Annotated in this window: 5 protein-coding genes, 4 tRNA genes and 4 rRNA genes; all 13 read left to right on the top strand. The window is 47.0% G+C overall.

The features are described from left to right. The first annotated feature begins 59 nt into the window (after positions 1 to 59). The 13 genes from rho to BCU07_RS20390 all read left to right on the top strand — a co-directional run bounded on the left by rho (position 60) and on the right by BCU07_RS20390 (position 13453). Positions 60 to 1319 (top strand): transcription termination factor Rho, encoded by a 1260-nt coding sequence (gene rho / locus BCU07_RS20450; protein ID WP_017062978.1) that lies wholly within the window; start codon positions 60 to 62, stop codon positions 1317 to 1319. A gap of 110 nt (positions 1320 to 1429) precedes the next feature. Continuing rightward, positions 1430 to 2425, top strand: a complete 996-nt coding sequence (locus BCU07_RS20445) for a hypothetical protein (protein WP_017059249.1) — start codon at positions 1430 to 1432, stop codon at positions 2423 to 2425. 98 nt (positions 2426 to 2523) lie between these two features. Beyond that, positions 2524 to 4365, top strand: a complete 1842-nt coding sequence (ubiD, locus tag BCU07_RS20440) for a 4-hydroxy-3-polyprenylbenzoate decarboxylase (RefSeq protein ID WP_017059250.1) — start codon at positions 2524 to 2526, stop codon at positions 4363 to 4365. Further along, on the top strand, positions 4362 to 4631 hold the full coding sequence (locus BCU07_RS20435) for a 2Fe-2S iron-sulfur cluster-binding protein (protein WP_008224727.1): 270 nt from the start codon (positions 4362 to 4364) through the stop codon (positions 4629 to 4631). Before ubiD ends, BCU07_RS20435 begins: the two co-directional genes overlap by 4 nt. Positions 4632 to 4651: 20 nt before the next feature. Beyond that, complete coding sequence (fre, locus tag BCU07_RS20430) at positions 4652 to 5365, top strand: NAD(P)H-flavin reductase (RefSeq protein ID WP_102428202.1); 714 nt, start codon at positions 4652 to 4654, stop codon at positions 5363 to 5365. A gap of 583 nt (positions 5366 to 5948) precedes the next feature. Next, positions 5949 to 7503, top strand: a 16S ribosomal RNA gene (locus BCU07_RS20425). A gap of 66 nt (positions 7504 to 7569) precedes the next feature. Then, positions 7570 to 7646, top strand: a tRNA-Ile gene (locus BCU07_RS20420). 21 nt (positions 7647 to 7667) lie between these two features. Further along, positions 7668 to 7743 (top strand) — tRNA-Ala (locus tag BCU07_RS20415). A gap of 332 nt (positions 7744 to 8075) precedes the next feature. Then, positions 8076 to 10968, top strand: a 23S ribosomal RNA gene (locus tag BCU07_RS20410). Positions 10969 to 11107: 139 nt separating this feature from the next. After that, positions 11108 to 11223: ribosomal RNA gene (gene rrf, locus BCU07_RS20405) — 5S ribosomal RNA — on the top strand. A gap of 441 nt (positions 11224 to 11664) precedes the next feature. After that, a 16S ribosomal RNA gene (locus tag BCU07_RS20400) occupies positions 11665 to 13219 on the top strand. The 16S, 23S and 5S rRNA genes sit together here with 4 tRNA genes alongside, the layout of an rRNA operon. 67 nt (positions 13220 to 13286) lie before the next feature. Further along, positions 13287 to 13363, top strand: a tRNA-Ile gene (locus BCU07_RS20395). Between the two features lie 14 nt (positions 13364 to 13377). Beyond that, positions 13378 to 13453, top strand: a tRNA-Ala gene (locus BCU07_RS20390). Positions 13454 to 13645 lie beyond the last annotated feature (192 nt).

Genomic DNA, 13645 nt, shown 5'->3' with positions numbered 1-13645 from the left:
CAAATCCTTCTTAACTTAAGAAAACAGATCCTATTTTGACTAAACAAACTTCCACCACTATGAATCTTACTGAACTGAAGAACAGACCTGTGTCTGAGCTTGTTAAACTTAGCGAAAGCTTAGGTCTTGAAAATCAAGCTCGCCTAAGAAAACAAGACATTATCTTCTCCATCCTTAAAGCGCATGCAAAAAGTGGTGAAGACATCTTTGGTGATGGTGTTCTAGAAATTCTTCAAGACGGTTTTGGTTTCCTACGTAGCGCCGACAGTTCATACCTGGCTGGCCCAGATGATATCTACGTATCACCAAGCCAAATTCGTCGTTTTAACCTACGTACAGGTGACTCTATTGGCGGTAAAATCCGTCCACCTAAAGACGGTGAGCGTTACTTTGCACTGCTTAAAGTAAACACGGTTAACTACGACAAGCCAGACAACGCACGTAACAAGATTCTTTTCGAAAACCTTACTCCTCTTCACGCTAACGAACGTATGGTGATGGAAGCGGGTAATGGTGCGACTGAAGATATTACGGCTCGTATTCTTGACCTTGCATCTCCAATTGGTAAAGGTCAGCGTGGTCTGATTGTTGCTCCGCCTAAAGCGGGTAAGACAATGCTTCTGCAAAACATTGCTCAAAGCATTGCACGTAACCATCCTGAGTGTGAACTAATGGTTCTACTTATCGATGAGCGTCCAGAAGAAGTAACAGAAATGCAGCGTCTAGTTAAAGGCGAAGTAGTTGCTTCAACATTCGATGAGCCAGCATCTCGCCACGTACAAGTTGCAGAAATGGTTATCGAGAAAGCGAAGCGCCTTGTTGAACACAAGAAAGATGTAGTTATCCTACTGGATTCTATTACTCGTCTAGCTCGTGCTTACAACACTGTGATTCCTTCATCAGGTAAAGTTCTTACTGGTGGTGTTGATGCGAATGCTCTACATCGTCCAAAGCGTTTCTTCGGTGCGGCACGTAACGTAGAAGAAGGCGGTAGCTTAACGATCATCGCAACAGCACTGGTTGATACTGGTTCTAAGATGGATGAAGTTATCTACGAAGAATTCAAAGGTACAGGTAACATGGAACTGCACCTTAACCGTAAGATTGCTGAAAAACGCGTATTCCCAGCGATTGATTTCAACCGCTCTGGTACTCGTCGTGAAGAGCTTCTTACCAAGAACGATGAACTACAGAAGATGTGGATCCTGCGTAAGATTGTTCACCCAATGGGCGAAATCGACGCAATGGAATTCCTTATCGACAAGCTAGCAATGACGAAAACGAACGATGAGTTCTTTGACGCAATGCGTCGTCAGTAATATTGATTAGCTGATCGTATTTAATAAGCGCTGCCCTCGGGTGGCGCTTTTTATTTGCATTTTGTAGCGCCAGCTTGCAGAATGAGCAAAAGTGTTACAAGGACGTTAAAATGCAACATGGACTGTTGTCATCATTACTCCTGTCTACTTCACTGTTATTTTCACCGGTTGGTATGAGCTATGCCACCGAGATGTCTCCACTTACAGTAGAGTCTTGGCTTGAGAATGATCAAGTAAAACTGAAAACTGCTGAACTACTAGAGCTTGTCGTACGTGACGAAGTCAATTCGCTACGCTTTGCGCTTGAGCGCCTGACATTTCCCCAGCAAGAGGTGGCTCGTTACCAACTCTTGAAGAAGCTTGAACAGCAAAAAATCGTACTCACACCCAAGATGTCTATCTTCATCGAGCAGCAACTTGCTATCACGCCCACTTATCAAGTCTTAGAACGTGGCGATGGCTATGAGTTTACGGTACCTGCCTTTAATTACCCTTCAATTGCTAATCGCCTTATTAAACAATGGCGTCAAGATCAGAAGACATTGGTATTTGTGCTAGATGCAGAGAAACAGGAACTCGACCTAAAAGAGTGGTTATCTGGATCTGAACATCAAGTTCAAACGCGAGAAGCGTTGCTCATTAGAGAGCTAGACAGTTTGTCTCCTGAAGCGGTTGATTACCTAACTAAGCAACTCACCGCATCTTCTATTGTTAGTTGGTTACCTTCTACTGAGGTGGTGGTTCGATTAGCGCAAGTGAGCGAAGACCCAGAGGTTTACAAAATTCTATGGCGAATGAAGGCCGATTATCATAGCCAAGCTGAGCTAGTTCGCCTTGCTGAAACCAAACAAACGTTCGCGCTTGAACAGGTGATGGCAGCGACTAAGAACCCGCGTTTGAAAGATGAAGCGATTACTTTGCTTACCAAAGTTAACCCGTTATCAGAAGAGGTGAAGCTGTTCCTTGTCTCTAGGATGGCGATTGCTGATGAAGCACCATTAGTTGCGCGTGAACTCGCCAAACAAGGTCATACGCGATGGTTGCAAGATCTCGTCAATGATAACCCTCAGGTGAAGAGTTCTTTGATCGAGCAAGCATTACCGTAAAGTGGATTTTGCCTCTCAATAACCACACTAAAAAGGGGGACCTCAGCGTCACCCTTTTTGATATACTGAGCGCAGAATAATCAGCATGTAGAAGTCCTATGAGTTTTAAAGATTTACGTGATTTTATCGACCATCTTGAAAGTATTGGTCAGTTGAAACGCATTTCTCACCCAGTCGATCCAGACTACGAAATGACCGAGATTAGCGACCGTACTCTACGTGCTGGTGGCCCGGCTCTTTTGTTTGAAAATCCAGTAGGCTATGACATGCCCGTTTTGACCAATCTATTTGGTACACCTAATCGGGTTGCTATTGGTATGGGACGTCAAGAAGTCAAAGAACTGCGTGAAGTGGGCAAGTTGCTTGCTTACCTAAAAGAACCTGAGCCACCAAAAGGCTTTAAAGACGCTCTTGATAAACTACCTGTGTTTAAGCAAGTCTTAAACATGCCAGCTAAACGCCTTCGCAAAGCGGCTTGCCAACAAGTGGTATGGCAAGGCGATGACGTCGACCTAGATAAAATCCCTGTGATGAGCTGTTGGGCTGATGATGTCGCGCCATTGCTAACATGGGGTTTAACGGTTACTCGTGGTCCAAACAAGAAACGCCAAAACTTAGGTATCTATCGTCAGCAGAAGATCGGCAAGAATAAAATCATCATGCGTTGGTTAGCCCACCGTGGTGGAGCATTGGATCTGCGTGATTGGATGGAAACTAACCCTGGGAAACCATTCCCAGTATCGGTAGCGTTTGGTGCTGATCCTGCCACCATTCTTGGTGCGGTTACGCCAGTGCCGGATAGTTTATCTGAGTACGCGTTTGCAGGCTTACTACGTGGTAGTAAAACTGAGGTCGTTAAATCAATCAGCAACGACTTAGAAGTTCCCGCAAGTGCAGAAATCGTGATGGAAGGTTACATCGACCCGAATGAATTCGCAGATGAAGGGCCTTACGGAGATCATACTGGTTACTACAACGAGAAAGAAAAGCACCATGTGTTTACTATTACTCATGTAACCATGCGCGAGAACCCTATCTATCACAGCACCTATACTGGCCGTCCACCTGATGAGCCAGCGGTATTAGGTGTTGCGCTAAATGAAGTGTTTGTGCCTATTCTTCAAAAGCAGTTCCCAGAGATTGAAGATTTCTATCTACCGCCTGAAGGTTGTTCGTACCGAATGGCAGTCGTGACCATGAAGAAGCAATACCCAGGTCACGCTAAGCGAGTGATGATGGGTGTATGGTCTTTCTTACGCCAATTCATGTACACCAAATTTGTATTGGTGTGTGATGAAGATGTGAATGCACGTGATTGGTCTCAAGTAACCGCAGCGATGTGCGAACATATGGATCCGTCACGCGATAGCCTGATGATAGAGAACACGCCGATCGATTCATTGGATTTTGCCTCACCCGTGGTTGGGTTAGGTTCTAAGATGGGTCTAGATATTACTAAGAAGTGGGACGCAGAGTTAGCGTTATCGCCAGATGTCCAAACAGCACCTGTAAATAGTGAACATATTGAGGGTAGCTTGGCTGAGTTAACCAAGGTTCATCCTGAAATTATTGATGTTCACCTGCAAAACGACAATGCCAGCATGGTTGTGGTGTCTATTGATAAGCAAGCTGCCGGTAATGGTAAGAAAATCATGGAAGCGGTTTGGTCTCAATTTGATGAGAACAAGTTTGTTATCGTGTGTGATGGCGATGTCAATGTGAGTGATTGGAATGACATCATTTGGGCTGTAACGACAAGAATGGATCCGGCGAGAGATACGTTATTCCTGCAGAACGAAACTGGACACTCAAAAATGGGTCTCGATGCGACCAATAAGTGGGAAGGTGAATGCCTGCGTGAGTGGGGTGTACCAATCACAAAAGATCCTGATGTTGTGAAAAAGATTGATAGCATCTGGGAACAGCTAGGAATTTCATGAGCTACCAAGTAGTCTTATACCCAGAAAACATCAGTTTCACAGTAGAAAAAGGGCAAACGGTCTTGGATGCTGCGCTCAACAGCGATATCTATTTCCCAAACCGTTGCCAAGTTGGCGCATGCGCAATGTGTATGTGCAAAAAATTAGAAGGGCAAGTGAGTTACCACCTTGAACCCATGCTCACAGAGAAAGAGCAGCAACAAGGCTGGATTTTTGCTTGCCAAGCATTTGCAGAAAGTAATTTAGTTCTAACCTTTGCCGATTAAGGGTTAGTAAGAGGAAGAACATGACTATTAAATGTAAAGTGAAGTCTATCGAGCCTTTGGCTTGTAATACTTACCAAATCCTACTTCACCCAGAAACACCGGTCGCTTTTAAAGCGGGCCAGTACCTGATGGTTGAAATGGGCGAGAAAGATAAGCGCCCATTCTCTATCGCAAGTAGCCCTTGCCGCCACGAAGGTGAGCTTGAGCTGCACATTGGTGCTGCCGAGCACAACGCTTACGCACTAGAAGTGGTTGAAGCGATGAAGAAGGCACAAGCTGAAGATGGCGATATTGCGATTGATGCTCCACACGGAGATGCTTGGATCAAAGAAGAAAGCGATCGCCCTCTATTACTTATTGCTGGTGGTACGGGTTTCAGCTACGTGCGCTCTATTCTTGAACACTGCATCGCGCAAAATAGCTCGAAAGAGATCTACCTATACTGGGGCGCAAAAGATGAGTGCCAGTTATATGCTAAAGAAGAGTTGGTTGGCATTGCAGAAAAGCATAGCAATGTGCACTTTGTACCGGTAGTAGAAGAAGCACCGGAAGTTTGGCATGGCCAAACAGGTAATGTGCTTGAGGCTGTTATGCAAAGTTTCGAATCATTAGCTGATTTCGATATCTATATTGCAGGTCGTTTTGAAATGGCGGGCGCTGCAAGAGACCTATTTACTCAGAATAAAGAAGCAAAGCGTGACCATATGTACGCTGATGCTTACGCATTTATCTAACAATACCCTTAGATTTTGAGCAAAAAGAGAGCAGAAATGCTCTCTTTTTTACGTTTAGGTGAACTATTAGGCAGTTAACCCCTATTTATTCATTTTTCATGAAAAAGTAGTTGCTAAGCTGAGAGGGTTCCCTATAATGCGACACCACTGAGACGGCAGACGCCACAAGGCTTCAGCAAGAATCAGTAAGACGGAAAGCGACAAAAAATTAATTTTCAAAAAGTGTTTGACACTGAATGTTAATTCGCTAGAATGGCCGTCCACTTCGAGAGGCTCCTTACTTAAAAGGAACGCTCAAGAAGTTAAGCTCTTTAACAATTTAAACCTATCAATCTGTGTGGGCACTCGTTGATGAATATCAAAACGTTTTATCGTTAGATAAAACAGATTCTTCGGAATCAAAATTGATTTCAATGAACTGAGTGACCAATACGTTTAACTACTTGTAGTTATTCGGCACAGTCAATTCATTACCATTCTGTTCCTATTTATTTAAGAAGAGAGGGGTAATAGCTTTAGAATTACATGTTTACTTCGGTAAATATTGGTTTTGAAGTCAGTATTCGTTGAGTCACAAAATCTTAAATTGAAGAGTTTGATCATGGCTCAGATTGAACGCTGGCGGCAGGCCTAACACATGCAAGTCGAGCGGAAACGACATTAACAATCCTTCGGGTGCGTTAATGGGCGTCGAGCGGCGGACGGGTGAGTAATGCCTAGGAAATTGCCTTGATGTGGGGGATAACCATTGGAAACGATGGCTAATACCGCATAATGCCTACGGGCCAAAGAGGGGGATCTTCGGACCTCTCGCGTCAAGATATGCCTAGGTGGGATTAGCTAGTTGGTGAGGTAATGGCTCACCAAGGCGACGATCCCTAGCTGGTCTGAGAGGATGATCAGCCACACTGGAACTGAGACACGGTCCAGACTCCTACGGGAGGCAGCAGTGGGGAATATTGCACAATGGGCGAAAGCCTGATGCAGCCATGCCGCGTGTATGAAGAAGGCCTTCGGGTTGTAAAGTACTTTCAGTTGTGAGGAAGGGGGTAACGTTAATAGCGTTATCTCTTGACGTTAGCAACAGAAGAAGCACCGGCTAACTCCGTGCCAGCAGCCGCGGTAATACGGAGGGTGCGAGCGTTAATCGGAATTACTGGGCGTAAAGCGCATGCAGGTGGTTCATTAAGTCAGATGTGAAAGCCCGGGGCTCAACCTCGGAACTGCATTTGAAACTGGTGAACTAGAGTGCTGTAGAGGGGGGTAGAATTTCAGGTGTAGCGGTGAAATGCGTAGAGATCTGAAGGAATACCAGTGGCGAAGGCGGCCCCCTGGACAGGCACTGACACTCAGATGCGAAAGCGTGGGGAGCAAACAGGATTAGATACCCTGGTAGTCCACGCCGTAAACGATGTCTACTTGGAGGTTGTGGCCTTGAGCCGTGGCTTTCGGAGCTAACGCGTTAAGTAGACCGCCTGGGGAGTACGGTCGCAAGATTAAAACTCAAATGAATTGACGGGGGCCCGCACAAGCGGTGGAGCATGTGGTTTAATTCGATGCAACGCGAAGAACCTTACCTACTCTTGACATCCAGAGAAGCCAGCGGAGACGCAGGTGTGCCTTCGGGAGCTCTGAGACAGGTGCTGCATGGCTGTCGTCAGCTCGTGTTGTGAAATGTTGGGTTAAGTCCCGCAACGAGCGCAACCCTTATCCTTGTTTGCCAGCGAGTAATGTCGGGAACTCCAGGGAGACTGCCGGTGATAAACCGGAGGAAGGTGGGGACGACGTCAAGTCATCATGGCCCTTACGAGTAGGGCTACACACGTGCTACAATGGCGCATACAGAGGGCAGCAAGCTAGCGATAGTGAGCGAATCCCAAAAAGTGCGTCGTAGTCCGGATTGGAGTCTGCAACTCGACTCCATGAAGTCGGAATCGCTAGTAATCGTGAATCAGAATGTCACGGTGAATACGTTCCCGGGCCTTGTACACACCGCCCGTCACACCATGGGAGTGGGCTGCAAAAGAAGTGGGTAGTTTAACCTTTCGGGGAGGACGCTCACCACTTTGTGGTTCATGACTGGGGTGAAGTCGTAACAAGGTAGCCCTAGGGGAACCTGGGGCTGGATCACCTCCTTATACGAAGATACCACGATGAGTGTCCACACAGATTGATTAGGTTTAGAAAGTAAAAGAGACGATATTGGGTCTGTAGCTCAGCTGGTTAGAGCGCTCGCCTGATAAGCGGGAGGTCGGTGGTTCGAGTCCACTCAGACCCACCAATATCGACTAGATACAAAGATGGGGCTATAGCTCAGCTGGGAGAGCGCCTGCCTTGCACGCAGGAGGTCTGCGGTTCGATCCCGCATAGCTCCACCATCTTTAAGTGTTTTTATCTGAAAATATTTAAAAATGGTTTCGAAAGAAATCTAGCTCTTTAACAATTTGGAAAGCTGACTGATTGATTACTTACGAGTAATTCAATCAAATTTAAAAGTTCTCAATGTTTATCTTTCATTAGATAAACACAACAAACACATTCAAGTGTCTTGTATTCGATTCAAACTTGTTTGAATCACAATTGAGTCCGGCAAACAGTCATTGAGAATTAACCCTTCTTAATGACAACCAAAAACCTTGGTTAGTTGCCATACACTTATTTGTCTTCACTTTTTAAAGTGAAAGCAAATAGAAACCCTTTCGGGTTGTATGGTTAAGTGACTAAGCGTACACGGTGGATGCCTTGGCAGTCAGAGGCGATGAAAGGCGTAATAACTTGCGATAAGCCCAGATTAGGTAGTAATAACCTTTTGAGTCTGGGATTCCTGAATGGGGAAACCCACTTACATAAGTAAGTATCCTGTTGTGAATACATAGCAACAGGAGGCAAACCGGGGGAACTGAAACATCTAAGTACCCCGAGGAAGAGAAATCAACCGAGATTCCGAAAGTAGCGGCGAGCGAAATTGGATTAGCCCTTAAGCTTTTAATGAGACAGATGAAGGCTCTGGAAAGTGCCGCAATAAAGGGTGATAGCCCCGTAATCGACATCTCATCATCAGTGAAAACGAGTAGGGCGGGACACGTGATATCCTGTCTGAATATGGGGGGACCATCCTCCAAGGCTAAATACTACTGACTGACCGATAGTGAACCAGTACCGTGAGGGAAAGGCGAAAAGAACCCCTGTGAGGGGAGTGAAATAGAACCTGAAACCGTGTACGTACAAGCAGTAGGAGCACCTTCGTGGTGTGACTGCGTACCTTTTGTATAATGGGTCAGCGACTTAATTTTAGTAGCAAGGTTAACCGTTTAGGGGAGCCGTAGGGAAACCGAGTCTTAACTGGGCGTACAGTTGCTAGGATTAGACCCGAAACCAGGTGATCTAGCCATGGGCAGGTTGAAGGTTGAGTAACATCAACTGGAGGACCGAACCGACTAATGTTGAAAAATTAGCGGATGACTTGTGGCTAGGGGTGAAAGGCCAATCAAACCTGGAGATAGCTGGTTCTCCCCGAAAGCTATTTAGGTAGCGCCTCGGACGAATACTACTGGGGGTAGAGCACTGTTAAGGCTAGGGGGTCATCCCGACTTACCAACCCTTTGCAAACTCCGAATACCAGTAAGTACTATCCGGGAGACACACGGCGGGTGCTAACGTCCGTCGTGGAGAGGGAAACAACCCAGACCGCCAGCTAAGGTCCCAAAGTATAGCTAAGTGGGAAACGATGTGGGAAGGCTCAGACAGCCAGGATGTTGGCTTAGAAGCAGCCATCATTTAAAGAAAGCGTAATAGCTCACTGGTCGAGTCGGCCTGCGCGGAAGATGTAACGGGGCTAAGCTATACACCGAAGCTGCGGCTACGTATCTTAGGATATGTGGGGTAGGGGAGCGTTCTGTAAGCCGTTGAAGGTGGTCTGTAAGGGCTGCTGGAGGTATCAGAAGTGCGAATGCTGACATGAGTAACGATAAAGGGAGTGAAAAACTCCCTCGCCGGAAGACCAAGGGTTCCTGTCCAACGTTAATCGGGGCAGGGTAAGTCGACTCCTAAGGCGAGGCCGAAAGGCGTAGTCGATGGGAAACGGGTTAATATTCCCGTACTTCTTACAATTGCGATGGGGGGACGGAGAAGGCTAGGTGGGCCTGGCGACGGTTGTCCAGGTTCAAGTATGTAGGCGGAAAGTTTAGGTAAATCCGGACTTTCTTAACGCTGAGATACGATGTCGAGCTACTACGGTAGTGAAGTCATTGATGCCATGCTTCCAGGAAAAGCCTCTAAGCTTCAGATTGTAAGGAATCGTACCCCAAACCGACACAGGTGGTCGGGTAGAGAATACCAAGGCGCTTGAGAGAACTCGGGTGAAGGAACTAGGCAAAATGGTACCGTAACTTCGGGAGAAGGTACGCTCTTATCAGTGAAGTCCCTTGCGGATGGAGCAGACGAGAGTCGCAGATACCAGGTGGCTGCAACTGTTTATTAAAAACACAGCACTGTGCAAAATCGTAAGATGACGTATACGGTGTGACGCCTGCCCGGTGCCGGAAGGTTAATTGATGGGGTTAGACTTCGGTCGAAGCTCTTGATCGAAGCCCCGGTAAACGGCGGCCGTAACTATAACGGTCCTAAGGTAGCGAAATTCCTTGTCGGGTAAGTTCCGACCTGCACGAATGGCGTAATGATGGCCACGCTGTCTCCACCCGAGACTCAGTGAAATTGAAATCGCTGTGAAGATGCAGTGTACCCGCGGCTAGACGGAAAGACCCCGTGAACCTTTACTACAGCTTGGCACTGAACATTGAACCTACATGTGTAGGATAGGTGGGAGACTATGAAACCGCGTCGCTAGATGTGGTGGAGTCGTCCTTGAAATACCACCCTTGTAGTTTTGATGTTCTAACGTTGGTCCCTGAATCGGGATTACGGACAGTGCCTGGTGGGTAGTTTGACTGGGGCGGTCTCCTCCCAAAGAGTAACGGAGGAGCACGAAGGTGGGCTAAACACGGTTGGACATCGTGTGGTTAGTGCAATGGCATAAGCCCGCTTGACTGCGAGAATGACAATTCGAGCAGGTGCGAAAGCAGGTCATAGTGATCCGGTGGTTCTGAATGGAAGGGCCATCGCTCAACGGATAAAAGGTACTCCGGGGATAACAGGCTGATACCGCCCAAGAGTTCATATCGACGGCGGTGTTTGGCACCTCGATGTCGGCTCATCACATCCTGGGGCTGAAGTCGGTCCCAAGGGTATGGCTGTTCGCCATTTAAAGTGGTACGCGAGCTGGGTTTAGAACGTCGTGAGACAGTTCGGTCCCTATCTGCCGTGGGCGTTGGAAAATTGAAAGGGGCTGCTCCTAGTACGAGAGGACCGGAGTGGACGAACCTCTGGTGTTCGGGTTGTCATGCCAATGGCATTGCCCGGTAGCTAAGTTCGGAATCGATAACCGCTGAAAGCATCTAAGCGGGAAGCGAGCCTTGAGATGAGTTTTCCCTGGCACTATAAGTGTCCTAAAGGGTTGTCGTAGACTACGACGTTGATAGGCAGGGTGTGTAAGTGCTGCGAGGCATTGAGCTAACCTGTACTAATTGCCCGTGAGGCTTAACCATACAACACCCAAGGGGTTTTGTGGACTCAATAGAAATACCAAACGCTTGAATGAGTTTGAAGAGATAGACTTTTAAATACAGTTTTCCAGATTATTTTGCCTTCAGTTTTTAAAAAAGCTGAAAGTAAAAGCAAAATTTGCTTGGCGACCATAGCATTGTGGACCCACCTGATTCCATGCCGAACTCAGAAGTGAAACACAATAGCGCCGATGGTAGTGTGGGGCTTCCCCATGTGAGAGTAGGACATCGCCAGGCTTTAAATTTATTTTCACTTTTTTGAAAGTGAAGACAAAAGTTCGACTTTGTCTATTAAATAGACAAGTCACCATAGAGTTCTAAGTTTTCTTAGTATTTTATGTTGACTTTCAAAGTGGAAAGCGTATTATACGCGTCCTGCTTAAGTGCTAAGGCACTGAAAGCAAAGCTCTTTAACAATTTAAACCTATCAATCTGTGTGGGCACTCGTTGATGAATATCAAAACGTCATTCTTAGGAATGGCAGTTACTTCGGTAACAAACTTGATTTCAATGAACTGAGTGACCAATACAAAATTAAGTTTACTTAATTTTGGCACAGTCAATTCATTACCATTCTGTTGGAATGGTAATAGCTTTAGAATTACATGTTTCTGTTCTTTTTCGAAAGAGCGGTAAATATTAGTTTTGAAGTCAGTATTCGTTGAGTCACAAAATCTTAAATTGAAGAGTTTGATCATGGCTCAGATTGAACGCTGGCGGCAGGCCTAACACATGCAAGTCGAGCGGAAACGACACTAACAATCCTTCGGGTGCGTTAATGGGCGTCGAGCGGCGGACGGGTGAGTAATGCCTAGGAAATTGCCTTGATGTGGGGGATAACCATTGGAAACGATGGCTAATACCGCATAATGCCTACGGGCCAAAGAGGGGGACCTTCGGGCCTCTCGCGTCAAGATATGCCTAGGTGGGATTAGCTAGTTGGTGAGGTAATGGCTCACCAAGGCGACGATCCCTAGCTGGTCTGAGAGGATGATCAGCCACACTGGAACTGAGACACGGTCCAGACTCCTACGGGAGGCAGCAGTGGGGAATATTGCACAATGGGCGAAAGCCTGATGCAGCCATGCCGCGTGTATGAAGAAGGCCTTCGGGTTGTAAAGTACTTTCAGTTGTGAGGAAGGGGGTGTCGTTAATAGCGGCATCTCTTGACGTTAGCAACAGAAGAAGCACCGGCTAACTCCGTGCCAGCAGCCGCGGTAATACGGAGGGTGCGAGCGTTAATCGGAATTACTGGGCGTAAAGCGCATGCAGGTGGTTCATTAAGTCAGATGTGAAAGCCCGGGGCTCAACCTCGGAACTGCATTTGAAACTGGTGAACTAGAGTACTGTAGAGGGGGGTAGAATTTCAGGTGTAGCGGTGAAATGCGTAGAGATCTGAAGGAATACCAGTGGCGAAGGCGGCCCCCTGGACAGATACTGACACTCAGATGCGAAAGCGTGGGGAGCAAACAGGATTAGATACCCTGGTAGTCCACGCCGTAAACGATGTCTACTTGGAGGTTGTGGCCTTGAGCCGTGGCTTTCGGAGCTAACGCGTTAAGTAGACCGCCTGGGGAGTACGGTCGCAAGATTAAAACTCAAATGAATTGACGGGGGCCCGCACAAGCGGTGGAGCATGTGGTTTAATTCGATGCAACGCGAAGAACCTTACCTACTCTTGACATCCAGAGAAGCCAGCGGAGACGCAGGTGTGCCTTCGGGAACTCTGAGACAGGTGCTGCATGGCTGTCGTCAGCTCGTGTTGTGAAATGTTGGGTTAAGTCCCGCAACGAGCGCAACCCTTATCCTTGTTTGCCAGCGAGTAATGTCGGGAACTCCAGGGAGACTGCCGGTGATAAACCGGAGGAAGGTGGGGACGACGTCAAGTCATCATGGCCCTTACGAGTAGGGCTACACACGTGCTACAATGGCGCATACAGAGGGCAGCAAGCTAGCGATAGTGAGCGAATCCCAAAAAGTGCGTCGTAGTCCGGATTGGAGTCTGCAACTCGACTCCATGAAGTCGGAATCGCTAGTAATCGTGAATCAGAATGTCACGGTGAATACGTTCCCGGGCCTTGTACACACCGCCCGTCACACCATGGGAGTGGGCTGCAAAAGAAGTGGGTAGTTTAACCTTTCGGGGGGGACGCTCACCACTTTGTGGTTCATGACTGGGGTGAAGTCGTAACAAGGTAGCCCTAGGGGAACCTGGGGCTGGATCACCTCCTTATACGAAGATACTTACGATGAGTGTCCACACAGATTGATTAGGTTTAGAAAGTAAAAGAGACGATATTGGGTCTGTAGCTCAGCTGGTTAGAGCGCTCGCCTGATAAGCGGGAGGTCGGTGGTTCAAGTCCACTCAGACCCACCAATATCGACCTAGATGGGGCTATAGCTCAGCTGGGAGAGCGCCTGCCTTGCACGCAGGAGGTCTGCGGTTCGATCCCGCATAGCTCCACCATCTTTAAGCGTTCTTGTTCGACAAAAAGTCTTACGAGAGTCTTTAAAAATGGTTCATTTTATTGAATCAAGCTCTTTAACAATTTGGAAAGCTGACTGATTGATTACTTACGAGTAATTCAATCAAATTTAAAAGTTCTCAATGTTTATCTTTCATTAGATAAACACAACAAACACATTCAAGTGTCTTGTA

It is taken from the genome of Vibrio sp. 10N.261.54.E10, assembly GCF_002877735.2.
Lineage (GTDB): Bacteria > Pseudomonadota > Gammaproteobacteria > Enterobacterales > Vibrionaceae > Vibrio > Vibrio crassostreae_C.
Note: the sequence above shows the minus strand (reverse complement) of the source record. Positions and strands in the feature narration are given on the sequence as shown.